This is a genomic window from Rhodobacteraceae bacterium D3-12, assembly GCA_025916135.1.
GTDB lineage: Bacteria > Pseudomonadota > Alphaproteobacteria > Rhodobacterales > Rhodobacteraceae > JAKGBX01.
In genome coordinates this window covers 1,939,228-1,965,285 of the sequence record CP104793.1, presented here as the reverse complement: position 1 = coordinate 1,965,285, position 26,058 = coordinate 1,939,228, and the positions used below count along the sequence as shown (strand labels likewise).

The 26,058-nt window shown below is 60.4% G+C and carries 18 protein-coding genes and 3 pseudogenes; 13 read left to right on the top strand and 8 right to left on the bottom strand.

Annotation, left to right across the window (positions count from 1 at the left end):
- The first annotated feature begins 83 nt into the window (after window positions 1-83).
- The 5 genes and pseudogenes from dusB (at window position 84) to N4R57_09655 (ending at window position 7,268) form a co-directional block, all read left to right on the top strand.
- Window positions 84-1,013, top strand: a complete 930-nt coding sequence (dusB, locus tag N4R57_09675) for a tRNA dihydrouridine synthase DusB (protein ID UYV39241.1) — start codon at window positions 84-86, stop codon at window positions 1,011-1,013.
- Window positions 1,010-2,089, top strand: coding sequence for an ATP-binding protein (locus N4R57_09670; GenBank protein UYV39240.1), 1,080 nt, complete (start codon window positions 1,010-1,012; stop codon window positions 2,087-2,089). Before dusB ends, N4R57_09670 begins: the two co-directional genes overlap by 4 nt.
- 3 nt (window positions 2,090-2,092) lie before the next feature.
- Window positions 2,093-3,461: pseudogene (locus tag N4R57_09665) on the top strand (sigma-54 dependent transcriptional regulator).
- Window positions 3,462-3,666: 205 nt separating this feature from the next.
- Complete coding sequence (locus tag N4R57_09660; GenBank protein UYV39547.1) at window positions 3,667-5,814, top strand: PAS domain-containing sensor histidine kinase; 2,148 nt, start codon at window positions 3,667-3,669, stop codon at window positions 5,812-5,814.
- 32 nt (window positions 5,815-5,846) lie between these two features.
- Window positions 5,847-7,268: a sigma-54 dependent transcriptional regulator gene (locus tag N4R57_09655; GenBank protein UYV39239.1), complete on the top strand. Its 1,422-nt coding sequence runs from the start codon at window positions 5,847-5,849 to the stop codon at window positions 7,266-7,268.
- A gap of 116 nt (window positions 7,269-7,384) precedes the next feature.
- On the opposite strand, the gene N4R57_09650 is transcribed toward N4R57_09655, so the two are convergent.
- Entirely contained in the window at window positions 7,385-7,846 is a 462-nt protein-coding gene (locus N4R57_09650; protein ID UYV39238.1) for a hypothetical protein, read from the bottom strand.
- Window positions 7,847-7,973: 127 nt separating this feature from the next.
- Between N4R57_09650 and trkA the strand changes: the two genes are divergently transcribed.
- The 4 genes and pseudogenes from trkA (at window position 7,974) to hflX (ending at window position 12,633) form a co-directional block, all read left to right on the top strand.
- Window positions 7,974-9,350 (top strand): Trk system potassium transporter TrkA, encoded by a 1,377-nt coding sequence (gene trkA / locus N4R57_09645; protein ID UYV39237.1) that lies wholly within the window; start codon window positions 7,974-7,976, stop codon window positions 9,348-9,350.
- A gap of 57 nt (window positions 9,351-9,407) precedes the next feature.
- Window positions 9,408-10,922, top strand: coding sequence for a TrkH family potassium uptake protein (locus tag N4R57_09640; protein UYV39236.1), 1,515 nt, complete (start codon window positions 9,408-9,410; stop codon window positions 10,920-10,922).
- A 154-nt stretch (window positions 10,923-11,076) separates the two neighbouring features.
- The gene (gene hfq, locus N4R57_09635) at window positions 11,077-11,316 is read left to right on the top strand and encodes an RNA chaperone Hfq (protein ID UYV39235.1); all 240 of its coding nucleotides are present in this window, start codon (window positions 11,077-11,079) and stop codon (window positions 11,314-11,316) included.
- Window positions 11,316-12,633, top strand: a pseudogene (gene hflX / locus N4R57_09630) (GTPase HflX). The gene hfq and the pseudogene hflX overlap by 1 nt, the downstream one beginning before the upstream one ends.
- A 140-nt stretch (window positions 12,634-12,773) precedes the next feature.
- Here the strand turns inward: hflX and N4R57_09625 are convergent.
- A pseudogene (locus N4R57_09625) lies at window positions 12,774-15,253 on the bottom strand (penicillin acylase family protein).
- 98 nt (window positions 15,254-15,351) lie between these two features.
- Here N4R57_09625 and N4R57_09620 point away from each other — a divergent pair.
- Both N4R57_09620 and N4R57_09615 read left to right on the top strand, forming a co-directional pair.
- The gene (locus N4R57_09620; protein ID UYV39234.1) at window positions 15,352-16,224 is read left to right on the top strand and encodes an NAD(P)-dependent oxidoreductase; all 873 of its coding nucleotides are present in this window, start codon (window positions 15,352-15,354) and stop codon (window positions 16,222-16,224) included.
- Between the two features lie 28 nt (window positions 16,225-16,252).
- Window positions 16,253-16,693 carry a potassium channel family protein gene (locus N4R57_09615; GenBank protein UYV39233.1) on the top strand — a complete coding sequence of 147 codons (441 nt, stop codon included), beginning with the start codon at window positions 16,253-16,255 and terminating at the stop codon, window positions 16,691-16,693.
- Window positions 16,694-16,744: 51 nt separating this feature from the next.
- On the opposite strand, the gene N4R57_09610 is transcribed toward N4R57_09615, so the two are convergent.
- Window positions 16,745-17,074: an SMR family transporter gene (locus tag N4R57_09610; GenBank protein ID UYV39232.1), complete on the bottom strand. Its 330-nt coding sequence runs from the start codon at window positions 17,072-17,074 to the stop codon at window positions 16,745-16,747.
- Between the two features lie 48 nt (window positions 17,075-17,122).
- Window positions 17,123-18,343: a multidrug effflux MFS transporter gene (locus N4R57_09605; protein UYV39231.1), complete on the bottom strand. Its 1,221-nt coding sequence runs from the start codon at window positions 18,341-18,343 to the stop codon at window positions 17,123-17,125.
- Between the two features lie 224 nt (window positions 18,344-18,567).
- Here N4R57_09605 and N4R57_09600 point away from each other — a divergent pair, with 224 nt between their 5' ends.
- Complete coding sequence (locus tag N4R57_09600; protein UYV39230.1) at window positions 18,568-19,557, top strand: phospholipase D family protein; 990 nt, start codon at window positions 18,568-18,570, stop codon at window positions 19,555-19,557.
- A 137-nt stretch (window positions 19,558-19,694) separates the two neighbouring features.
- Here N4R57_09600 and N4R57_09595 read toward each other — a convergent pair whose 3' ends face one another.
- Together N4R57_09595 and N4R57_09590 are read right to left on the bottom strand one after the other, a co-directional pair.
- Window positions 19,695-20,336, bottom strand: coding sequence for a DsbA family oxidoreductase (locus N4R57_09595; GenBank protein UYV39229.1), 642 nt, complete (start codon window positions 20,334-20,336; stop codon window positions 19,695-19,697).
- A 73-nt stretch (window positions 20,337-20,409) separates the two neighbouring features.
- Window positions 20,410-21,924, bottom strand: a complete 1,515-nt coding sequence (locus tag N4R57_09590) for an acyl--CoA ligase (protein ID UYV39228.1) — start codon at window positions 21,922-21,924, stop codon at window positions 20,410-20,412.
- A gap of 65 nt (window positions 21,925-21,989) precedes the next feature.
- On the opposite strand from N4R57_09590, the gene N4R57_09585 reads away from it, so the two are divergent.
- A complete protein-coding gene (locus tag N4R57_09585; GenBank protein UYV39227.1) occupies window positions 21,990-22,628 on the top strand; it encodes an XRE family transcriptional regulator in 639 nt (212 codons plus the stop codon).
- A 212-nt stretch (window positions 22,629-22,840) separates the two neighbouring features.
- Here N4R57_09585 and arsB read toward each other — a convergent pair whose 3' ends face one another.
- Both arsB and N4R57_09575 read right to left on the bottom strand, forming a co-directional pair.
- Window positions 22,841-23,869: an ACR3 family arsenite efflux transporter gene (gene arsB / locus N4R57_09580; protein UYV39226.1), complete on the bottom strand. Its 1,029-nt coding sequence runs from the start codon at window positions 23,867-23,869 to the stop codon at window positions 22,841-22,843.
- Window positions 23,870-24,078: 209 nt separating this feature from the next.
- Window positions 24,079-25,902, bottom strand: a complete 1,824-nt coding sequence (locus N4R57_09575) for an extracellular solute-binding protein (GenBank protein UYV39225.1) — start codon at window positions 25,900-25,902, stop codon at window positions 24,079-24,081.
- Window positions 25,903-26,058: the final 156 nt, after the last annotated feature.

The following is a 26,058-nucleotide window of genomic DNA, read 5'->3' as shown; positions in this document are numbered from 1 at the left end:
CTCCGAATTTATGCACAAGGATTAAGCGTTTTGGGCGATTCCCCGAATAACCTCACACTGACCCCCCCGTTGCACTGGCCCCGATGGCCGGGATCACCGATTTGCCGTTTCGCCAATTGGTTAGCCGCTTTGGCGCGGGCCTTGTCGTGTCCGAGATGATCGCCAGCGGAGAGTTTCTGACCGAACGCCCCGGCACGCGCGAAAAAGCCGAGCTTGGCGCGCGGGTCGAAAACACTGCCGTTCAAATTGCCGGTCGCGAAGCCACTGCGATGGCCGACGCCGCCCGTTTGGTTCAGGACATGGGCGCGCGGGTGATCGACATCAACATGGGCTGCCCGGCCAAAAAGGTCACCGGCGGCATGTCCGGCTCGGCCTTGATGCGCGCGCCCGACCATGCGCTGCGCCTGATCGAGGCGGTGGTCGGCGCAGTCGAAGTGCCCGTGACATTGAAATGCCGTTTGGGCTGGGATGACACCACGCTCAACGCACCCGACATCGCACGCCGCGCCGAAGGGGCAGGGGTCAAGCGCCTTGTCATCCATGGCCGCACCCGCTGTCAGTTTTACAAGGGCCGCGCCGATTGGGCCGCGATCCGCGCCGTCAAGGATGCGGTGACAATCCCGGTGTTGGCCAATGGCGACATATGCTCTCCCGGTGATGCCCGCGCGGCGATGGCCGCCTCTGGCGCTGATGGCGTTATGATCGGGCGCGGCGCACAGGGGCGTCCTTGGCTGCTGGCACAGGTGGCCAATGAAAACCACGGCAGCGCAGCCCCCGTTGTTCCGAAAGAAAATGATCTTATCGACATGATTTCAGAGCATTACGAGGCAATGCTCAGCTTTTATGGCGCAACGCTGGGCAACCGTGTCGCGCGCAAACATCTGGGGTGGTATATGGACGAAGCAGGCAGTGACCCAACGCTGCGGCGCCCTTTGCTCACCTCAAAAGACCCCGCCGACGTGCTGCGCCTGATCCGCCGCACCTTTGGCACTCATGGAATGGAGGCCGCATGAGCGACGAGCCTGACATCTGGGCCGCGTTGCCCGTCCCGGCCATCCTTGTCGATGCCGAAGACATGATCATCGACATCAACCCCGCCGCCGAAGGCTTCTTGCTGTCGTCGGCCAAATCGGTGCACGGGCAGCCGGTGTTTGACCGCCTGACCATCGACGCCCCGCTGGAAGAGGCCTTTGCCCGCGCCCGCGCCAACACCACACCGCTCTTTGTTAATGACGTTGATGTTGGGACGGGTGCGCGCGCGCCGCTGCATTGCAACCTGCAAATCGCCCCGGTGCAGGGACAGCCCGGAATGATGTTGTTCCTGATCTCCCCACGCGAGCTTGCCGGGCGGATGACGCAATCACAATCGGTGAAATCCGCTGCAAAATCCGCGATCGGCATGGCCGAAATGTTGGCGCATGAGATCAAGAACCCGCTCGCCGGGATCACCGGCGCGGCCCAGCTTATCAGCATGAGCTTGTCGCCAGAAGACCTTGAGTTGACTGACTTAATCGTCAATGAGACACGCCGCATCGTCAAACTTCTTGAGCAGGTTGAACAGTTCGGCAATCTGACCACGCCAGATTTTCGCCCCGTCAACGTGCATGACGTGCTTGATCGCGCCCGCCGCTCGGCCTTGCTGGGCTTTGGCGCGCATATGAAGATCAACGAAGACTATGACCCCTCGCTGCCGCTGGCCTGGGGCGATGCCGATCAGCTTTTGCAAGTGATGCAAAACCTGATCAAAAACGCTTCGGAGGCGGCGGGCGAACAGGGCGGCACCATCCGTCTGCACACCTATTATGAACATTCGTTCCGCCTGCGCCGGTCGGACGGCACGGGTCAAAGCCTGCCACTTCAGATCGAGATCATCGACGATGGTCCCGGCCTGCCGCCCGACATTGCCGGCGATGTGTTCGACCCCTTCGTATCGGGGCGCGAGAACGGCACCGGACTGGGCCTCGCCCTGACAGCCAAGATCATATCTGACCACGGCGGCTGGATTTCTGTGAAATCGGTGCCGGGAAGCACCGTGTTTCGCATTTCCCTGCCGCTGGCCCCCAAAAACGCTGAAAATCCAAAGGAGTAACCCATGGATGGCACCGTATTAGTCGCTGATGATGATCGCACGATCCGCACAGTTTTGACCCAGGCGCTCACCCGCGCAGGGTGCAAGGTGCATGCCACCTCATCGCTGACCACGCTGATGCGTTGGGTGGGCGAGGGCAAGGGCGATGTGGTCATCTCCGATGTCATGATGCCCGATGGGAACGGCCTTGAAATGCTGCCCAAGATTGCCGAAGACCGCCCCGGTCTGCCGGTGATCGTGATCTCGGCGCAAAACACCATCATGACCGCCATTCAAGCTGCCGAGGCCGAGGCTTATGACTATCTGCCCAAGCCGTTTGACCTGCCTGACCTGATGAAACGCACGGCGCGCGCTCTTGAAAACAACCGCCGCGCACCCGGCGCACGCCCCGAAGAAAGCGATGACCGCCCAGAAGAGCTGCCCTTGGTCGGGCGCACCCCGGCGATGCAGGCGCTCTATCGCCTTGTGGCGCGGGTGATGAACACCGATATGGCGGTTCTGATCTCGGGGGAAAGCGGCACGGGAAAATCGCTCATCGCGCGGGCGATCCATGATTTCTCAGACCGCCGCACCTTGCCGTTTGTCACTGTCACCGCGGGCGATCTGCGTGATCTCGAAGGGCCGGCGCGGATCTTGGCGAGGGCCAAGGGCGGAACGGTTTTATTCGATGAAATCAGCGACATAGACTCCGATCTTCAAGCGCGCATCGTGCGGATGATCGACACCCCCGGCGACCATGTCCCGCGCTTCATGGCGACAAGTCAGGGCGATCTATCCCAAGCCATGGAAGACGGAAGGCTCCGCCAAGACCTCTATTACCGCCTTGATGGCGCCGCGCTTGCCGTTCCGGCCCTGCGCGAGCGGGTTGATGACATTCCACTGCTCGCCGCGCATTTCCTTGCCAGCGCCGAACAAACCGGCGCCCCACAGCGCTTTTTCTCGGAAGAGGCGATGGAGCTGATGCGCAAATACAGCTGGCCCGGCAACGTGCGCCAACTTGAAAACGCTGTGCGCCGCCTCTGTCTCACTGCCCGCGCGGATGAAATCACCCGCGCCGAGGTTGAAACCGTGCTGGGCAATCAGCCCGGCAATGAACCCGCCCTTGGCATTTCTGACGGCGACAAGCTGAGCGCCTCGGTCGCGCGTCACCTGCGGCGCTATTTTGACCTGCACGGCAATATGCTGCCGCCGCCCGGTCTTTATGCGCAGAATCCTGCGCGAGGTTGAGATGCCTTTGATCGAAATCGCTCTGGATGCGACGGCCGGAAATCAGGCCAAATGCGCCGACCTTCTGGGCATTAACCGTAATACCCTGCGTAAGAAAATCACCGATCTGGATATTCGCGTGACACGCCGCCGCAAATTGATGTAAAACCGCAACATAACAGTGACCCATTCGCCGCATGGCGTTAAAGGGTCACGACATATGGCGGTTCGCTGCATCGTGCAGCACTATATCGAGAGGGTGACGGGTGGCTTCCCCGACACGAAAACTCACACGAAGGTTGTCGTGGGACAGGCTGGTGCGGTTGCGCAGGCAACGCCGTGCACAGAACGTCGCGACGCTTGGCCTTGTCATGCTGGCGCCGTTTCTGGTGGCGGCAACCTATCTCGTGCTTGGTCCCTTGCAACAGGGCGCCTCGTCGAACGGGCTGCGCTTTGTCATGCTGGCCGATCTGGTCTATGTGCTGGTCGTCGCGGCGCTGGTGTTGCAGCGCATCGCGCGGATGGCCGCCGACCGGCGGGCGCAATCTGCCGGATCGCGCCTTCACCTGCGGCTGACCGGTGTGTTCGCCATCATGGCGCTGATCCCGACGATCACGGTGGCGATTTTTGCGGTTCTCACGGTGAATATCGGGCTTGAGGGCTGGTTTTCCGAGCGGGTCCGCTCGGTTGTCGGCTCGTCCTTCGCCGCCGCACAGGCCTATGAGGCGGAACACCGCAGCGCGCTGGATGACAGCTCGCGGTCGATTGCGCGGATGATCGACCTTGCTCGCTCTGCCACGCCGCTGATGCAAGACCCGGAAATCCGCGAAGTGCTGACGCTTGGACAGCGTCGTTTCCAACCCGCCATGCGCGAAGCCTATGTGATTGACGGCACCGGCGGCCTGCGGGCGCGCGGCGAACGCTCCTATCTGTTTGAATTCGAACGCCCAAGCGCGGCCAAAATCGCCGAGGCCCGCGAAAAGGGCATCGCCGTCATTCAGGATTGGGACAACAATGAATTCCGCGCGATTGTTCCGCTGGCGCGGTTTCCCAACCGGCTTGTCTATGTCTCGCGGGTGGTCGATGGCAAAATCCTGAGCCTGCTTGATGACACCCAAGCCACCGTGCGCCTGTATAACCAGCTCGAAGCCGAGCGGGGCAGGGTGCTGTTTGAATTCGGGCTGCTTTACATCGGCTTCGCGGTGATCCTGATCCTTGCGGCGATCTGGCTGGGCCTATGGTTTGCCGAACGGCTGGCGCGCCCGGTTGGACGGCTTGCCGGCGCGGCGCAACAGGTCGGGGCAGGCGATCTCAACGTGCAGGTGATCGAAGAAGAGGGCGACGACGAAATCGCCATGCTCGGGCGGTATTTTAACCAGATGACCCGACAGCTTAAGGGCCAGCGCGACACGCTTCTTTCCAACACCGAACAGATCGAACGCCGCCGCCGCCTGTTTGACAGCGTGCTCAGCTCGGTCACCTCGGGCGTTGTGGGCGTGGATTCCGACGGGCGTATCACCTTCGTCAACCGCTCTGCCGAGCGGCTGCTTGACTGGCACGGCGATCACTCCAACCTCGCGCTGAGCGTGGCGGTGCCCGAATTCGGGCCGCTCTTTGAAACGCTGCGCAATGGCTCCGGCAACGTGGTGCAGGAAGAGATCAAGGTCTCGCGCGCCGGACGGCTTGAGAACCTGCTGGTGCGGATGTCCACACGTCAAGGCGAGGATGGAACGCTCGAAGGCTATGTGCTGGCGTTTGATGATGTCACCGATCTGGTGAGCGCTCAGCGGATGGCGGCATGGGGCGATGTGGCCCGCCGGATCGCGCATGAGATCAAGAACCCGCTGACCCCGATCCAGCTCTCTGCCGAACGCATCAAACGCAAATTCTCGCGCGAGCTGGCCGAGGAACAGGCGGGCAAGCTTGGCGAGTTGACGGATGTGATCGTCCGCCAGACCGGCGATCTGCGCCGGATCGTCGATGAATTCTCGAAATTCGCCCGCATGCCCGAGCCAGACCGCCGCCACGAGAGCCTCACAACCCTCGTTAATGACGCGGTTGTGTTGCAGCAATCCGGTCAGCCCGACGTGACAATCAACGCCGATCTTTGCGATGACATGCTTGAGGGCGAGTTTGACAGCACCATGATCAGTCAGGCCCTGACCAACCTGATCAAAAACGCAGGCGAGGCGACGGAAACCTACCGCGACACCCATGACGCCAGTGGTTATCGCCCCGAGATCCGCATCACCACCAGCCAAGACGACGGCGTCGCGGTCATCACCATCGCCGACAATGGCATCGGCCTTCCCGAAGATCGCGCCAAGCTGTTCGAGCCCTATGTCACCACCCGTCACAAGGGCACCGGCCTTGGGCTGCCGATCGTCAAAAAGATCATCGAAGAGCATGGCGGCAGCCTGATCCTCGAAGACGCGCCGCCGTTTGCGGCGGGCGCACATGCCGGGGCCATGGCGGTCATCCGGTTGCCGGTCTCTCCGGCGCAAGACAACAATGTATAGAAGTGAACAGGTAGCGGTATGAGGGCAATTGCATGAGTGACATTCTGATCGTCGATGATGAGCGCGACATCCGCGAGTTGATCTCGGATATTCTCGAAGACGAAGGGTATACCACGCGGCTTGCGGGCAACTCCGATGACGCGATGAGCGAGATCAACGCCGAGCAACCGGCTTTGTTGATCCTTGATATCTGGCTCAAGGACAGCCGGATGGACGGGATCGACATCCTCAAGGCGGTCAAACGCGACAACCCGGATGTGCCGGTGGTCATTATTTCCGGCCACGGCAATATCGAAATCGCGGTCGCGGCGATCAAACAGGGGGCGTATGATTTCATCGAGAAGCCTTTCAACATCGACCAATTGCTTGTGGTGATCCGCCGTGCCATGGAAACCTCGCGCCTGCGCCGCGAGAATTCACAGCTCAAGCGAAAAGACACCACAAACGCCGAGATGATCGGCAATTCCGCCGCCTATCGCACGCTTGTGGGACAGCTTGACAAGGTCACCAAAAGCAATGGCCGCGTGATGCTTTCCGGGCCGTCCGGCGTGGGCAAGGAAATCGCCGCGCGCTATATTCATGCCCAGTCCAACCGCAAATCCGCGCCTTTTGTTGTGGTCGGCTGTGCCTCGATCGAACCTGACCGCATGGAAGAGGTGCTTTTTGGCCGCGAAAGCGCCGAACGCGGCATTGAACCCGGCCTGCTTGAAGAAGCCAACGGCGGGGTGATCTATTTTGACGAGGTGGCCGATATGCCACCCGGCACGCAATCCAAGATCCTGCGGGTGCTGGTCGATCAGCAATTCCTGCGGGTGGGTGGCGCTGACAAGGTGCGCGTCGATCTGCGGGTGATCTCTTCGACCTCGCGCGACCTACAAGCCGAAATCGCCGCCGACCGCTTCCGCGAGGAACTGTACCACCGGCTCAATGTGGTGCCGATTGAGGTGCCATCGCTGGAGGAGCGGCGCGAGGATATTCCGCTTCTGGCGGAACATTTCATCGCCGATTTCAATCAGACCCAAGGCCTGCCGCTGCGCCAGATGTCCGAAGAGGCGATCACGCTGATGCAGACCATGACCTGGCCCGGCAACGTGCGCCAGCTGCGCAATGTGATCGAGCGGCTTTTGATCCTTGGCGACAGCTCGGGCGAGATCGAAGCGCGCGAACTGCCGTCCGAGGACGAACCCGCCCAAGAGGACGGTCGCGTGGTTCTGTCCGGTGTGCTGGCCACCTTGCCGCTGCGCGAAGCGCGCGAAGCGTTTGAGCGCGAATACCTGCTGACGCAGATCAACCGGTTTGGCGGCAATATTTCGCGCACCGCGCAATTTGTCGGGATGGAGCGTTCGGCCCTGCACCGCAAGCTCAAGTCGTTAGGTGTGGTGACCACCAATAAATCCGGCGCGCGTGTCGCCACAGTGGACGAAGCGGCCACGGAAGAGTCCGAGGAGGGTTAACCCCGTTTCGGACTTGACCACCGCCACGTAACCCCGGATCAAATCCGGGGCGCCCGCGGGGCCGGCTGTTCTCAGGTCGCGCCCTCAGGCCGTCGCCTCAGGTCGCCCCCGTCAAGTCACCCCGGTGTAACAATCTGCCAAACGCCGCTCCCACGCACCACGCAAGAGGTCTCTCCAAGGCGCGGGTAAACCGTGGTCTGCTGCGGTGTTACGCTCTGCGAGATCCCTTGCGAACACTGCGGTATACGCACAAAGCGATAGCCCTTGTCGGCCATACATTGCATCACCACGTCGCGCCGCAAGCCTTCGTTGGCGTCTTCGGTCACGATACGCGGCGGAAGCTCGCGCCCCGGTTTGATCCGGCAGCGGCCCTCGCTGTTGCAAATCTTGCGGGGCGGAGTGATGGGACCGGGGATCACCCGCGTGACATTGCGCACCGGCACCTTCCGTTCGGCGGCGACTTTGCAATTGATTTCTGCACGCTGAGAGGCCGCAACCGCTGCCCCGGGTTTGTAATACACCCCCATCGGCGCACAGCCTACCGCCAGAAGCAGCGCCAGAAAGCCTATTGTTTTCATTGCACATTCTCCGCCTTGCCATCGCATTTTCACCGATCATACTGCGTCAGCGCGCGACTGACAAAGCAATTGACCCGAACGCACCCATCTGCCATTCAAACCTCTGACAACAAGGGATAACGACAGCATGAAGGTCATTATCTGCGGCGCAGGCCAAGTCGGTTGGCAGATCGCGCGGCATCTTTCCGGTGAAAAGAACGATGTAACGGTGGTGGACAACAACGCCGAACTGGTGCGCCGTGCCACCGATACGCTCGACGTGCAAGGCGTGGCCGGCTTTGCCTCCTATCCCGACATTCTTGAGCGGGCAGGGGCGCGCGACGCCGATATGATCATCGCCGCCACCCACTCGGACGAGGTCAATATGGTCACCTGTCAGGTGGCGCATTCGGCCTTTTCCATCAAACGCAAGATCGCGCGATTGCGCGCACAAAGCTATCTCACGGCGATCTACTCCGATCTTTACCGGCAGGACCACATGCCGATCGACGTGGTGATCTCGCCCGAACGCGAGGTGGCCGAAGCCGCGCTGCGCCGCCTCAAGGCACCCGCAGCCTTTGACACCGAAACCTTTCTCGGTGGACGCCTACAGCTTATGGGCATCACGATTGACGAGGATTGCCCGGTTCTCAACACGCCGCTGCGCCAGCTGACCGACCTGTTTTCGACGCTCAAGGTGATCGTTGTCGGCCTGCGCCGTGGCGGCAAACTGTTTGCGCCCGAAGCGGGAGATCAGATTTTGCCCGGCGACGATTGCTATATCTGTGTCGCCACCGAAGACGTGCCGCGCACGCTCGAAGTGTTCGGTAAAACCCACAAGGTTCAGGAACGCGTGGTCATCATCGGCGGCGGCAATGTCGGCCTCGCTGTGGCCGAGGCGCTGGAAGCCAGCGAAACCCGCATCCGTGCCAAGATGATCGAGAAAAGCCGCGCCATTGCCGAGGTTGCCGCCGATGCGCTGGAACGCACGATTGTGCTGAATGGCGACGGGTTGGATGCCGCGCTGCTGGCCGAAGCCTCGATTGATCGCGCCGATGCGGTGCTTTGTGTGACCGATGACGACAAGACCAACCTTCTGGCCGCCGTGCGCGCCAAACAGGCGGGCTGCCCGATGGCCATCGCGCTGATCAATGATCCGACCTATGTGCCCCTGATGGCGCCGATGGGGATCGACGCCTATATCAACCCGCGTGCCACAACGGTAAGCTCGATCCTGCGCCACATCCGTCATGGCCGTGTCAAGGGCGTCTATTCTCTTGGCGATGCCGAGGCCGAAATCATCGAAGCCGAGGTGCTCTCGACCTCGCCGGTGTCGGGCGAATTGATCCGCGACATCGACTTCCCAGAAGGCGTGCTTGTCGGGGCGGTGCTCAAGGGCGACAAACTGCACAAACCCACCGGCACATTGCGCATCGAGGAAGGCGACGTGATCGCGCTGTTCGCGCTGGCCGCCGATGTGCCCGAGGTGGAACGCCTGTTGCAGGTCTCGATTGATTTCTTCTAAACGGCGCCCCGCAATCAGCCCTGCGCGCGCCGCCAAGCTGCGAGTGATCTAGCACCGATGATCCGCGTCAATCATATCCCGATGTTTCTGGCCATGGCCGGGATTATGGCGCTGTTGATGTATATCCCGGCGCTCCACGCGCTGTCGCTCGAAAACTTTGATGAGGCGCGGGCGTTCTTTTATTCCGGCACGCTTGGGTTATTCGCGGTGATCTTGGTCTTGATCACCCTGTCGAGCCGCCCGCGACAGCTGCGCGGTGGCATGACCGATCTGGCGGCGATGTTTGCCGCCTTCACCATTCTGCCGCTATTTCTGGCGGTGCCATTTCACGACGGGCTGCAAACCACCAGTTTTCTCAACGCCTATGTCGAGATGGTCTCGTCTTTCACCACCACCGGCGCCAGCCTGTTCCCGGCCGAGCGCCTGTCGCCGACCATGCACCTCTATCGTGCGCTGGTCGGCTGGATTGGCGGGCTTTTGATGTGGGTGGCGGCGGCGGCAATCCTTGCGCCGCTCAACCTTGGTGGCTTCGAAGTCACCGCCTCTGCCGAAATGGCGCAAAGCGATACGCCGGTGGACCGGTTTGAACAGGCCGACGCCAACCGCCGCTTGCAACGCTCGCTCCGGCTTTTGACGCCGATCTATGTCTCGCTGACAGCGGTGCTGTGGTTCTGCCTCGTCATCGCCGGGGACAGCCCGCTTTCGGGGCTGGTTCACGCCATGTCGACGCTCGCCACCAGCGGGATCAGCGCGGTCGGCGGCGTGTCCAACACCCAGTCCGGCATGGTGGGCGAACTGCTGATCTTCCTGTTTCTGTTCTTTGCGCTGTCCCGCCTGACGTTTTCGTCGGATACGCTGACCTCGGCGCGTCCCAGCCTGCTGAGCGATCCAGAGTTTCGCATTGGCCTGTTGTTTATCGCCGGTGTGCCGCTCATCCTGTTCCTGCGCCACTGGCTCGCGGCTTTTGATGTGGATGAGGTCGAGAATTTTGTCGCGGCCGGACGCGCCCTCTGGGGGAGCATCTTTACCGTGGCCAGTTTCCTGTCGACCACCGGCTTTGAAAGCGCCGGTTGGAGCGATGCGCGAGATTGGTCGGGGCTGGGCTCGCCGGGTATGATCCTGCTGGGCCTGTCGATGATCGGCGGCGGCGTGGCGACCACGGCGGGCGGGGTCAAGCTCTTACGCGTCTATGCGCTCTACCTCAATGGCCTGCGCGAGATGGACCGCCTTGTGCATCCCAATTCGGTCTGGCGTGCGGGCGGGCAGGGGCGGCGCATCCGGCGCAACGGGGCGTTTGTGGCCTGGGTGTTCTTCATGCTCTTCGCCCTGACACTGGCACTGATCACCGCGTTGTTCACCGCCACGGGCACCGATTTTGAAAACGCCATCGTGCTGGCGGTCGCGGCCTTGTCCACCACCGGGCCATTGATCACCACAGCCGCCGAAAACCCCGTCACGCTGGTCGAGCTGAGCGCCTCGGCCAAGCTGATCCTCTGCGGCGCGATGGTGCTTGGACGGCTCGAAATGCTGGCAATCATCGCGCTGGCCAACCCGGCGCTCTGGCGCGATTGAACCTCCGCACAAAGCGCCTCAAAGCCGTCTGTTACACATACGAATTTTTGCTCTGGACGCCCGCACAGGTGCAAGACATACTCGCCCCCACGGGACAGGTGCCGATCCGCGGCGCTGCGCAAGAACAATTGTATAAAAATAAAGGCTAAATCTGATGGCTTCCGACAAACAAAACCTGCAAGACGCGTTTCTAAATCATGTGCGGAAGACCAAGGTCCCGGTGACAATCTTCCTGATCAATGGCGTCAAGCTTCAGGGCGTGATCACGTGGTTTGACAATTTCTGCGTCCTGCTGCGCCGCGATGGCCAATCGCAATTGGTCTATAAACACGCGATCTCCACCATTATGCCGTCGCAGCCGATCAACCTGTATGACGGTGAAGACGCCGCCTGATGGGCACATCCCAAAGCGGAGCAGACAAAGACGCGCAGGGCTTCGATACCGAGGCCCGCGATACCCGCACATGGGTGCTCCACCCCGATATTCGTAACGCCGACCGTGACCGCGATGCGGTGCGCGCGCTGGAAGAGGCCGTGGCCCTCGCCGAAGCTCTGCCAGTGGCTTGAGGTCATGGGCGCCGATGTGGTGCGCCTGCCCAAGGCGCATCCCGGCCTGCTGTTCGGCACCGGCAAGATTGACGAACTCAAGGCTCGCTTCAAGGCGGAAGAGGTCGAACTGGTGCTGATCGACGGCCCGGTCTCTCCGGTGCAACAGCGCAACCTTGAAAAAGCTTGGGGCGTCAAACTGCTCGACCGCACCGGGCTGATCCTCGAAATCTTCTCGGATCGCGCCCGCACCCGCGAAGGTGTGCTTCAGGTCGAAATGGCGGCGCTGTCGTATCAACGAACCCGCCTTGTGCGCGCCTGGACCCACCTAGAGCGCCAACGCGGCGGCCTTGGCTTTGTCGGCGGACCGGGTGAAACCCAGATCGAGGCCGACCGCCGCGCGATTGATGAACAGTTGGTGCGCTTGCGCCGCCAGCTTGCCAAGGTGGTGAAAACCCGCGAGTTGCATCGCAAAGCCCGCGCCAAGGTGCCCTATCCGATTGTCGCGCTGGTGGGCTATACCAATGCCGGAAAATCGACGCTGTTCAACCGCCTGACCGGGGCCAAGGTGATGGCCAAGGACATGCTGTTTGCCACGCTTGACCCGACGATGCGGCGGGTTGAACTGCCTGATGGCGGGCCCGAGGTTATCCTGTCGGACACGGTGGGCTTTATCTCTGACCTGCCGACAGAACTTGTCGCCGCCTTTCGCGCCACTCTGGAGGAGGTGCTTGCCGCTGATCTAATCGTGCATGTGCGCGACATCGCCCACCCCGAAAGCGAAGAACAATCCGAAGATGTCGCCGCAATCATGACCTCGCTCGGTGTTGGGAACGAGACCCCACAGCTTGAGGTCTGGAACAAAATCGACCTGCTGAGCGAGGACCAACGCGAAGCCACCCTTAACGCCGCCGCGCGCGACGCGGCAATCATCCCGCTCTCGGCCATCACGGGGCAAGGGATGGAAGCCTTCCTGACAGAGATCGCGGCCAACCTCACGGGGCTGCGCTTTGAAAGCGAGTTGAACCTGTCGTTTGCAGATGGGCGCAAACGCGCTTGGCTGCACGAAGAAGGCGTGGTTGAAAGCGAGGAGCAGACCGAAGACGGCTTTACGCTCACCGTGCGCTGGACAGAAGCCCAAGAACGCCGCTTCTCGAAGGTGTAAAAGAGCGAATTCTTGCGAAGAATTCGGTTCGTTTTCCTTCAAGGAAAACGCGCAGGTCGCACAATCCTCACCCGGCCACCCAAAAATCCTCGAAGGATTTTTGACCGTTTTCTTCAAAAGAAAACGCCACCGCGCGTGGCTCATCGCACTGGCATCAACACCGTCACGCCCACCGCCGCCGCCCGCGCCAGCCCGGCATCCAGCGACATCGGCACATATTCCCCCCGACGCCACAGCGTCGCCATATCATCGTAGTGACGGCTCAGGAAATGCCCCGATTGCCCGGTCGAGATCACAAAGACCGAACTGTCGGGATCAGCGAAATCATACACCCCGCGATAGCCTGCGCCATGTACATTGCGAAACGGATCAAGCCCGGTTCCGATCGAGCGTCCACGGTTAAGCGTGAAATCGCCGCCGCTGGTCGATTGCCGGATATTCACGAAATAGCGCAACAGCGGTGCCTCTCCCAACGCCGCATGATCATGCGCCGCCTGATGTGCATCGCCCCATTGTAAGCTTTCAAGCGCAGTGCCATAGCGCTCTCCCAGCCAGATCAACGCATCATCCAGCGCGACTTGCGCGATCTCGGCGCAGGTTTCCACCTGGCTTGACTGCTCCACATCGCACCATGCCGCCGCCCCGTCGATGTCGCGAAACACCCGTTCGATGAACAGCGGATCGATATGGGTGAACTCTTCGGTCAACGGCCCAAGCTCGTCACGGATCAAGCGCGCCTGCAAACTGCGCATCCACGCGGCATAGATCAGAGGTTCGGGCAGATGCTCATACATTTCGCCGTTCCAGTTCACCAGCAATTCCAGCGCGCGTTGGCGCAACCGTTCGGGCGAGCCTTCGGGCGCGGCCTCGCCGGTGAACCACAAATCCTTGCCAACAAGCGACAGCAAAACCCGCGCTGAATGGCTAACGATATCAAGCTGAGCATCAATGAAACTATCGCGCGTATGCACCCGGCGACGCTGCATCAACGCGTTCCAGCGTTGCACCCTCTGGGTGTCGCCCCAGACATGCGACACATGCAGCGGAAAGGGGCGACTTACTGTCTTGTTATTGGTGTTGCCGACGATCCCGCCAGCCGGTTCCACAAACTCTGGCAGCGCGGCATAGGGCGTCACGCCTTGCCAGCGGTTTTCCGCGACCCAGCCGCGTGTCGGCATGCGCCCTTCGCTCTGATGACCCGCATCGCGGCGCGGCATAGCCCCGATCGTCTTCATCGCAACGTTGATCCGGTCCGCCACGATCAGGTTCTGCGACGGCGCCACAAAACTCTCCGCTGCGGCAATCGCGCGATTGATCGTATCGGCCTGCATCAGGTTGAACGCCGCCGTATACGACCTGTCCTGCGCGGAAAGCGCGGTCCAGTTTATCGACGCCACATGCCCAGCCGGGGTGATCTTGGCCAGGTTCTCAAACCGCCCCGGCAGCACAGGGCCATTATCGGTCCAGCGCAGGGTCAGGGTGACGGGCGGTTGGTCCTTGATTTCAACAATGCTCTTGCGGGTCTCGAACCGTTTGAAACCATCGGGGGTGCGGTATTCCTCGGGGTTATCAGGGTTCAAGGCCTCGACATAGACATCGAGATCGTCAAGGTAAGAGGCTGTCAGCCCCCAGCCCAACGCCTTGCTGCGCCCGGTCAGAACCGCAGGCAGCCCCGGAATGGTGCCGCCAATCACCCCGCCGCTCTGCAACTCGATCCGCGCCAGATACCAGATCGCAGGCGCGGAATAGCCCAGATGCGGATCGCTCGCCAGCAACGTCCCGCCCGAGGCCGAGCGTTCAGGCGCCGCCGCCCAGCGTTCGAGGCCGAGCCAAACCCCGGCGCTCGAAATGGTGACAACGGATGGCGCGGCCGGGCAGGGCCCTTGGATGCGGCCAGCGCGCGTTCCGGCGTCAACTCGGGCATCAAACTGGCATAGCTTGGCAAAGCGGCAAGACCCGCCCCCGGTGCATCGGGCAGAATATCGCGCAAACGCTCGGGCGCCTTCAGCGCAACCGACACCCGCGCGCGCATCACTTCGCGCTGCAAATGGCCCATCATCTGGGTCGCCATGAGTTTGCCGATCACAATCGAATCCGTCGGCCTCCACGGGGCCACCGGCGCGTTGAACAAAAACATCTCCGGCGCGCCCCGGCCCAATGCGTCGCGGTTGATCTCTTCCAATCGCGCGTTCACGCCTTTTGCATAAGCCTCAAGCGCCGACAACGCCTCGGCGTCCTGAACCGGCACCGATGCTTCGGCAAGCTTGTAGATATCCAGCCGCCGCATCAGCGTGTCGATCTCGACCGTGGCAGGGCCGAACACCTCGGACAAGCGCCCCTGCGCCGTGCGCCGCATCACCATCATCTGCCAAAGCCGGTCCTGCGCATGGGCATAGCCCAACCCGAAGAATACGTCCGCATCGCTTGCGCCAAAAATATGCGGCACATTGGCGTGGTCGCGTACAATCTCGACCGGCGCACCGATTCCGTCGACCTGCAAGCTCTTGTCGTAATCAGGAAGCGAGCGCGACGCGAGATAGTAAACCCCGCCCAGAAACAGCCCCACCAGCACCAGCGCCAGCACAACAATCCGCATCATCCATCGGAACAGCATCACCATCTGTCGACCTGTCCTTCCCTTCGAATTCCGCCCTTGGCTCTTGCCATTCGCCTCCGCGCCAGACAAACCTTAAAGCGAACGAATGCAAGGGGAAAGACATGAGCAAGGTTGCTTTTCTGGGTCTGGGCGTGATGGGCTATCCAATGGCGGGGCATCTCGCCGCCAAAGGGCATGATGTCTGCGTCTATAATCGTACAACTTCCAAGGCCGAAGCTTGGGCGAAAGAGCATGGCGGGCGATTTGAGTCGACCCCGCGTGAAGCCGCCCTTGGCGCGGAGTTCGTCATGGCGTGCGTTGGCAATGACGACGATTTGCGCAGCGTCTGCACCGGGCCCGATGGCGCGTTTGCCGGAATGGAGCCGAAGACAATCTTTGTCGATCACACCACGGTGTCGGCGGCTGTCACGCGCGAGCTGTTTGACGATGCCGCGGCCAAGGGCATTTCCTTTGTCGATGCGCCGGTGTCGGGCGGGCAGGCGGGGGCCGAAAACGGGGCCCTGTCGATCATGTGCGGCGGCGAGGCTGCGGCCTATGACACCGCCGAGCCGGTGATGGCCGCATACGGCAAATCCATCAAACGCTTGGGCGAGAGCGGCTCGGGCCAACTGACCAAAATGGTCAACCAGATCTGCATCGCCGGTCTGGTTCAGGGTCTCTCCGAAGGGCTTCACTTTGCCCAGAAAGCCGGCCTTGATGGCAAAGCCGTGGTCGAGGTGATCGCAGGCGGCGCCGCCGGAAGCTGGCAGATGGTCAACCGTCACGAAACCATGCTCGATGACAAGTTCGACCACGGGTTCGCCGTTGACTGGATGCGCAAGGACCTCGGGATCTGCCTCGCGACAGCCGATGAAAACGGCGCATCGCTGCCGGTCACAGCGCTGGTCGATCAGTTTTACAAAGACGTGCAAAAACTGGGCGGCGCTCGCTGGGACACCTCCTCGCTGATCAAGCGCCTGAACGAGATGGGCTAATCGACCCGTCACAACAAAGGACATCGCTATGACCTGGAGCCTGTTCAACCAGATCGCAATTGGCTCCGGGCTGGTGATCCTTTCGACACTGTTGTCCGCGGCGATTTTCCTTGGTCTCGAATTGGCGCTGGCGCGCGAATATGCTTGGCTTATCCGCCCGCCGCACCGGCCCAAATTGATGCTGGTCTTGCTGGTGTCGGTCATCGCGGCGCTTGGCATGATCACGGTCAGCGTCTGGCTCTGGGCCTTTGCCTTTTATTGGCTAGAGGTGTTCGTGACGCTCGAAGCGGCGCTCTATTTCTCGCTGGTCAGCTTCACGACACTGGGCTTTGGCGACATCATCTTGTCGCCAGAGTGGCGCATCCTGTCGGGCATAACGGCGGCCAATGGCCTTCTCATGATCGGGATGATGTCAGCAGTGGTGCTGGAAACCCTACGCTATGTGCGCAAGAACCAACTGGCGTCTTGATACGGGCGTCTTGAAATTAGAGTCTTGAAACTGGCGTCAAACGGCGGCCGCTCAATGCGTGACCGAGCTTGAAAACAGCTGGATCACCACGATCCCGCCAATGATCATCCCAAGCCCCATAACCGCCGCCAGATCAAGCTTTTGGCCAAACACCAGATAGCCAATGATCGCGATAAACACGATCCCAAGACCCGACCACAGCGCATAAACTACGCCCACCGGCATCACCTTTAACGTCATCGCCAAAAGGTAAAAGCTGATCGCATAGGCGACGATAACCAAAACCGATGGCCAAAGGCGCGTAAACTGCTGGCTCGCCTGCAAAGCCGAGGTGCCAATGGTTTCCGCAGCCACGGCCAGCGCAAGGTAAACATAGTGCATCTCAGGTCTCTCCCGCGTCATTGGGTGGGCATCATCCCACCGCTTCCATCACACCAATTCGCGCTTTTCGATCCGCGCCAGCCAGACCATAAGCCCCAGCCCTAGGATCACCATCGTGACAATCCCATAGGCCAAGGGCAAGACCGTCCCGTCAAACGCCAAACCGATCGGCACGGCAAACACCATCGCCGCAACGGTGGCAATCCCGGCCATCATTGACGCCACCATCCCCGCGATATGGCCCAAAGGCTCCATCGCCATCGCGTTTAGATTGCCCAGCGTCAGCCCCATCATGAAAAACATGCTGGTCTGCCAGACCACAAACACCGCAAAACGCAGGGTGTCATTCGGCGCGATGAGTTCAAGAATGATCACACTGCCGCTGATCAGAACCTGCGCCGCAAGCGCATAGGTCACCATTTTGCGCATCCCGATCCGCACCACCAAGGCGGCGTTCACAATGCTGGCCGTGGCCGCGACAAGGGCAATCCCCATGAACCACAAAGGAAAGCTCTCTCCGCGCCCGAAGGTGACGTCGAAAATTTGCTGAACGCTCGACAACATCGCAAACAGCGAGGCAAAGATGAACGTCTGCACCGCAATCGAAATCAGCACCATGTGGTTGGCAAACATCTCGCGGATCGCCGCCAGCATGGGCGCAATCTTAAAGGGGCGGCGCTGTGCCACCGGCAATGTCTCTGGCTGACGCAGCCCAAGCCAGATCACGCCAAGCAGCGAAAACAGGATGAACGCCGGGAAAATCCCGCGCCAGCCTGTATAGTTGATGATCACCGCGCCAAGGCTCGGTGCCAGCGCCGGAATGATCGAAAACACCAGCATGACAAACGACATAAGCCGCGCCATCTCGCGCCCTTCGTAAAGGTCGCGGATAATCGCGATGCCAACAATCCGTGGCCCCGCCGCGCCAAGCCCCTGAATGACCCGCGCCACCAACACCAGCTCCAGCGTCGGAGCCTTCCACGCCAGCAAAGCCCCGAGAATATACATCGCCGCGCCCAGAATGATGATCGGCTTGCGCCCGAACGTGTCCGATAGCGGCCCGGTCACAAAGGTGCCAATCCCCATGCCCACCACAAAAGACGTCAGGATAAGCTGCGCCCGGTTCAGGTTGTCAGGGCTCAACTCCTTGCCGATCTCGGGCAGGGCGGGCAGCATGGCATCAATCGAAAAGGCAATCGTGGCAAACAGCATTGCCATCAGCGCGACAAACTCTGTCCGCGACAACTGGTTCTTCATGGGTGACCTCATAATAACCCCTTTGCAAAAATGTCGCAGGGGTGCACCCGCCATATCAGCCCTTATTCAAAAGGGCCAGATCACGCGTCCGAAATTTTGCGAACAGCAGCTATGCGCTGATGAACAGACTAGAAAAACGAGCCTTGATGCGAATGTGTCGAATGTAGGCTTTGAGCCCAATTTGACAGATGCTGCGAATGTTACGAATGTCTGCTAAATTTCGAAAAGGATTTCACATGCCTAATTTTGTCAATGGAACCCAACTTATTGAAGGGCTTCGCGCCGAATATCTTCGAAAACAGCGTGCTGACCTTGCCGTGGCTTTCTGGGGTAGGGACGCCTTAGGAAACCTCGGCCTTCAAGACGGCAAAGGGGTGCGGATCGTCTGCAATCTTATGAGTGGTGGCACGAACCCAAATGAAATTCGTGCGCTACGCAGGATCGGTGCAGACGTTCGCCAGTTGAACGACTTACATGCAAAGATCGGGATAGTCGGCGACATGTCGTTCGTGGGGTCTTCCAACATGTCGGCGAATGGCCTCGGCATAGAGGGAGCCTCCGCCTCGTGGCGAGAGGCAAATGTTGTATACAGTAGTGCCCGCCCCGAGATCGTGGAGATGTTCACAGCGTTTTGGGATGCTGCCACTGAAATCAATGAGGCGGATCTAGAAGCTGCTGCGACGGCTTGGGCACGGCGCCAAGAGGCGAATGCCGCAATCAATGCCAGGCAAGGTGGCCGTAGCCTGGTCGACGTCCTGCAGACGGCACCGGCGGAGCTCGATGCCCTCAATGTCAGGATGGTGGCGTATGACACCGTAACGGATCCTGATGAATTGGACGTTCTCGACCGAGCTGAAGAGACTGCGCGCCGCGAATACGGCGAAAAATTTAGCGCATATTGGGACTGGCAAAGCATGACCACTGATGCTGCAACGGCGTATCTGGTCGATTACGACTGGCCTGCTCGCGGGCCAATCGCTAGAGGACAACTCTACCGCCGGAATGCAAGTGATTTTCCGGATTTCGAGCAGGATAGGGAAACTTTTCACGTTGCCTATGAGATCGATAATATCGAGGGGATCACCTTCGGTGCGGCAGACAAGGCAGCTATCCGCAGGGCATTCCACGCCTATGTTCGCGCTGGCGCCCGCAGTGAAGAGGAAGATCAGCGAGCTTACAACTTCCCCATCTCGGAACTAGCACCTCATCTTGAGACTGGCGAATAGCAGCCAAATGGTTCCGTGAGGTGGCACCTCAAGGAACCCTTTCCTGCTGGACCGGACCTTCATGCACGGCGCAGCGAAGGGCAGTAACGTCCCTCAAACCGGCCGTCGCGACCGCGGCCCGCTTACAGGTCTTGCCCCTAAGCCTCTTGTTCCGCTTCGCCCAATTCGTCGATCACTTTCAGCCAAAGCTCGCTTGCCTGCGCCCCCGGAACCGCGTGCTGGCTGCCCACGATAAAGGTCGGAACCGAGTTCACACCCATCGCGCGCGAATGCGCGTCGCGTTCGCGAATGGCCTCAAGATCGGCATCTGATTGCAACAGTTTGAGGATCACCGCCGCGTCCAGATCGGCACTATCGGCAATATCGCCCAACGTGTCGTTATCGCCAATGTCGCGGCCTTCCTGAAAATACGCCTTGAAGAGCGATGCGACAACAAACGCCTGCCGCCCCTCGATCCCGGCCCAATGGATCAAACGATGCGCATCCATCGTGTTGGGCGTGCGCGCGATCTTGTCAAACTCGATATCAAGGCCGATTTCCTTGGCCTTTTCCATGATCGGGCTATAAGCGCGCATCGCGCCCTCCGCCCCGCCGAACTTCGCTTCTAGATAAGCGCGCCGGTCCATGCCCTCGGCGGGCATCTCGGGGTTCAATTGAAACGGGTGCCATTCGATCACAAACGGATGCTCTGGGCGCTTTTCCAACGCCCTGTCCAAAAGCGTCTTGCCGATAAAACACCACGGGCAAATCGGGTCGGAAATAATGTCGAGCTTGACCATCTGGTCCCCTTTCATTGGTTCGGGGGTCATACGGCAGGCGCGCGGCCAAGGAAAGCAGATAGTCCTGCGCGCCTTATCCCGGCAACAGCGGCTTGAGCGCCTGACGCTGCAATTTTCCGTTGGCATTGCGGGGCAGGGCGGGCAGATGCACAAATAAACGCGGCTGCTTGTATCGCGCCAAACGCTCCTCTGCCCAGGCCTTGAGCGCGTGCTCATCCAACGCGGTCTCGGCGGTGTAAAACGCCGCAATCACCTTCGCGTCTGCCTTGACCTCAACATCGGTCACGCCGATCTCGGTCAAACCCGGAAAGCCGGTCATCGCGGCTTCAACCTCCAAGGGCGAGACGCGAAAGCCGCCAGCGTTCATCATGTCATCGACACGGGCGTGATACTCAATCTGAAAATCGTCGCTCATGCCGCCATGATCGCCGGTCAAAAACCACTCGCCGCGAAATTTCTCACGCGTTTCCGCCTCGGCCCCAAGATAGCCCAGCATCAAGCCCGGATCGCGGTTCGACACCGCAATCGTGCCATCCTCGCCCATGGGAACAGGGGTGCCCGCGTCATCAACAATCGCCACCCGGCGACCCTGCTGAGGCCGCCCCAGCATTCCCGCCCGCACCGGACGCCCCGGTGACGCCGAGATAAATGTCGAACACTCCGACATGCCAAAGGCCTCGCACAGCTCCTTGCCGGTGGCCTTGGTCCATGCGGCGCGAATGCTCTCGGACAGCTTCTCACCGGCGCTCAACCCGTGGCGCAGCTTGGGCAGGTCCAACGCCTCTTGCCCGCTCAGCATCTTGCGATACACCCCCGGCGCGGCGGCAAACAACGTCGCATCGTGGCGCTTGAGCAAAAGCGGCAATTGCTCCGGCGCGGTGCCCGGCTCCGGGATCAACGCGGTCGCGCCCACGCTCCACGGGTCCATCAAGCCGGTGCCCAGCGTATAGGTCCAGTTGAACGCCCCCGCATGCAACAAGCGGTCACTTTCTTTCAGGCCATACCAGCCCTCATGCATCATCCCACGCGCCCAAATCGCGCGATGCGCATGCATTACGGCACGCGACTTGCCGCTCGTCCCCGAGGTGAAGATCACATAGGCCAGCCGCTCCGGGTCGCCCATATCCCAAGCACAAGGCGGCAAGGCGCGCATCCCGGCCAAAGCATCCTCACCGATCACCGGAATATCAACGTCGGGGCATGACACCTCCGCCGCCCTGAGGATCGCCGCAGGCTCAAGCGTTTTGATCATCCCCGCCACTTCCCGCGCGGTCAGCTGCGTTGACGTTGGCACCGGCACCAAGCCGGCCGCGATCGCCCCAAGATAGGCAATTGGAAACTCCACCGTATTGCCCAAGCGCATCAGCACCAGATCACCGGGCCGCAACCCGGCGTTTAGCAATCCCGTGCCGGTGCCGCGCACGGCGGCTTCCAGCTCGGCAAACGACCACCGTTCGGCCTCGACCGGTCCCAACACCGCCAAGGCGGTCTTGTCCGGCAACGACGACGCGCGCCCCAATACATGAGCGGCAAAATTGAACGAAGCGGGGCAGGGCGGCCATGGCCCTTCATCGAATACTGAAATCATGGCGCTTTGCTACGCCCGAGCTCGCCCTATTGCAAGCCATCCAAACGCCGCTTAGAAGCAAGCCCATGACAGGCTCCAGCCATACTCCGACCAACCACACTTCGATCGTCACCATCGCGCGCGAAAACGGCACACGAAGCAGCCCCGATCCGCTCAACCTTGGTGAACGGGTGCGTGATCTGCGCAAATCGCGCGGTTTCACTCTGGAACAGGCGGCCAAATCCGCCGGTCTGGCCCGCTCCACCCTGTCCAAAATCGAAAACGGTCAGATGTCGCCGACGTATGACGCGGTGAAAAAGCTCGCTCTCGGGCTCGAAATTTCGGTGCCACAGTTGTTCACCCCGCCAGAGAACAACCGCGTCAATGGCCGGATGAGCGTTACGCGGATGGGCGAGGGCACCGCGCATCCCACCACCACGTACGAGCATGAGCTGCTGGCCGAGACGCTGACGCAAAAGCAAATGCTGCCCTACCGCGCCCGCATCCGCGCCCGCTCGATGGAAGAATTCGACGGCTGGGTGCGTCACGACGGGGAAGAGTTCCTCTATGTGCTGACCGGGATTGTTGCGCTTTATACCGAGTTCTATGAACCGATCGAAATGCGCCGCGGCGATAGCGCCTATTACGATGCCTCTATGGGGCACAACCTGATCTCGGTCAGCGATGACGACGCTATGGTGCTGTGGGTTACCTCGCTCACCTGAGCAGGGCTTGGACCTTTGGTCGTTAATCGCGAGGATAAATGGCGCGGGAAGCCCCCTAAACCGCCGTTATAGATGAGGGGCCAGCCCCCCAAACCACTGTTGCAAATGGGGGGCCAGCCCCCCAACCCCCCGGGATATTTTCAGTCAGATGAAGGGGCGGGGGTGAACGATGGCCCACCGTTTGAGCGTTGTGGCCACGGCCTTAACCTGTCTTAGCGCGCGTTCGCTGGTTTAAACCAATGCTGGGTTCGGTTGGCAAAAGCGACCAGCGACAGCATCACCGGCACTTCGACCAGCACGCCAACAACCGTGGCCAATGCCGCCCCCGAATGCAGTCCAAACAGCGAAATCGCCACCGCCACCGCCAGTTCGAAGAAATTGGACGTTCCAATCATACAGGCCGGTGCGGCGATGTTATGTGGCAGCTTCAGCTTGAGCGCAAAACCATAGGCCAGCGCAAAAATCCCATAGCTTTGCAGGATCAGCGGTATGGCAATCATCACAATCGCCAGCGGTTTGGCCAGAATGGTTTCGGCCTGAAACCCGAACAGGATCACCACCGTTGCCAAAAGCCCGATCACCGACCACGGCTTGGTCTGCGCTAGAAAGCGGCTCACTTGAGCCTCGCCCTTTCGTTCAAGCGCCCGGCGCGTCAAAACCCCGGCGACCAAGGGCAACACCACATAGAGAACGACCGACAGGAACAGCGTCTCCCACGGTACCGTCACATCCGAAATGCCCAACAAGAACGCGGCAATCGGGGCAAAGGCAAAGATCATCACGATGTCATTCACCGACACCTGAACCAGCGTGTAATTGGGGTCGCCCTTGGTCAGCTGGCTCCAGACAAACACCATCGCCGTGCAGGGCGCCACGCCGAGCAGGATCATCCCGGCAATGTATTCTCCGGCTGTTTCCGGGTCGACAAACCCGGCAAAAATCACCCGGAAGAACAACCACCCAAGTGCCGCCATGGTGAAAGGTTTGATCAACCAGTTCACCACCAGCGTCAGGACAAGGCCCTTTGGCGATTTGCCCACATCCTTGATCGCCGCAAAATCAACCTGAACCATCATCGGGAAAATCATCACCCAGATGAGAACCGCCACCACAAGGTTGACATGCGCCACCTCAAGCGTCGCGATCTGCGCAAAAAGCCCCGGCACCAGATTGCCAAGGGCAACCCCGGCAAGAATGCAACCCCCAACCCAGAGGGTCAAAAAGCGTTCAAAAGTTCCCATCGTCTTTTCCTGTCTTCACGCGCCGGGCGCATTACTGGCGATTAACGGCTGCTTTCGCTGGAGCCGCCTGACGGCTTTGTGGCTTGGTTTTGCGTCGGATTAAACCACGTTTTTTGTCGCACGAAGGCGCGGCAACCTTGCCAGGGGTCACGTCACTCTTACCACCAAGCGGGCCGGCGCATCACCATCCCTGCCACCGAACAAAACCTTCACTCTTGCCACCACCAAACATCGGGAAAGAACCACGGCCCATCGCCATAAACCGGCACATGCGCGGGATATTTCAACGCCTTGGCATGGGCAATCCGCCCAACCCCGAACGCATAGGTCGGAATAACATAGCGCCCCGCCGTCAAAATCCGGTCAAGCGCACGCACCGCCGCTTGAAACTCTGACGGATCATCGGTTGCCAGCATATGATCAATCATCGCCTCAGCCGCGGGCGAGGCCATGCCCATCAAATTCCGCGTCCCCGGCGTGTCCACCCCGTAAGAGCCCCAGTAAAGCCGCTGCTCATTGCCCGGCGACAGCGAAAACCCGCGCCGGAAATCGGTCATGTCAAAGTCATAGCTCTCGAGCCGTTTGAAATACTGCGCGTTATCGACCACATCGACCTGCGCCTTGACCCCGATCCGCGCCAGCGCCTTGGTAAAGATACTGATAAAGGCGCGGCTCTCCTTGGCCCCTTGGCGCAACAACACCGAGAACGCCAACGGCGTGCCGTCCGGCGCCACCATCATGCCGTCGTCGGTGGTGTAGCCCGCCTCCTTTAACAACCGTAACGCCCGGCGCAGGTTCTTGCGATTGCGCTGCGTGCCGTCCGAAACGGGCAGGGCATACCCGTCGAGCGTTCCGGGCAGCAACCCGTCGGCAAACGGCGCCAGCAATGCCTTTACCCGCCCCTCGGCCGGCCCCGCACGCATCCCCAGTTCAGTCCCCGAGAAATACGAGGTGATCCGCTTTTGCCGCCCGCCGGTGATTGTGTCGTTCATATATTCAAAGTTGAACGCCAGCAGCATCGCCTCGCGCACGCGCCAATCATCAAACGGCGCGCGCCGGGTGTTCATCACGAAACCGGTCATGCCCGACGGCTTGCCATCGGGAATTTCCGATTTCACCACATCCCCGGCCTCGACCGCGGGAAACCCGTAATCGCGTGCCCATTTCTCGGCGTTGCTTTCGCGGAACACATTCAACTCGCCGCTCTTGAACGCCTCAAACAGAACCGCGCCATCGCCGTAAAACTCGATCCTGATCTCATCAACATTGGCCCGCCCCCGCATCAGCGGCATATCGCGCCCCCAATACTCAGGGTTCCGCTTTAGCGCCAGATAGCGGCCCGGCTCATAACCAGCCACCACATAAGGCCCGGTGCCAATCGGCGCTTCCAAGCCCGACGCGGTGAAATCCTTGCCCTCCCACTGGGCCTTTTTCAAAATCGGGCGCATGCCCGCAATCAGCGCCAATTCCCGGTCGTCGGTGTTGAACGTCAGTCGAAAACTGCGCGGCCCGGTCGCTTCCATCTTTTCGACTTTTTGCCAAAATCCGAGGTATCGCGGATGACCCTGCGTGCCCAAAATCTCATAAGACCACATTACATCCTCTAATGTGACGGGCGACCCATCCGAGAATCGCGCCTCCTCGCGCAGGGTGAATTCCACCCATTTCCGATCTGCAGCAACCTCAACCGATTCGGCCAAAAGCCCGTAAAGCGCGAAAGGCTCGTCATAATTTCGGTCCATCAGGCTCTCATATCCGAGGAAGCGAAACTGCCACGGCGCGGTGCCTTTCAGGATGAAGGGATTGAGCGAATCAAACCCGCCGGTGTTGCCGGTCACAACCTTCCCGCCCTTGGGCGCCTCAGGATTGGCATAGGGTAGGGACACAAAATCAGGTGGCAGGGCCGGTGCGCCATACATAGATAGCCCGTGACGCGGCTCGGCCACCCCCGAAGAGGCGGCGAAATTCAACGCCGCACAGAGGCCAAAAAACGCCAATCGGGCCCGTCTCACGCGGAAAAACTCTGGTTTCATTTCGGCAACAATCCTGCTCTGCCCATGTTTTGTTACCTCCAAAGCTAACGAGGGATTCACGTGTTATCAAACTTTTAGCTTGGAAGACGCGTAAGGAATGCTTATAAAGGGGTCACTGCTCGATAGGTTTCTTGCCTGTATGAAACCTGCCTCAAT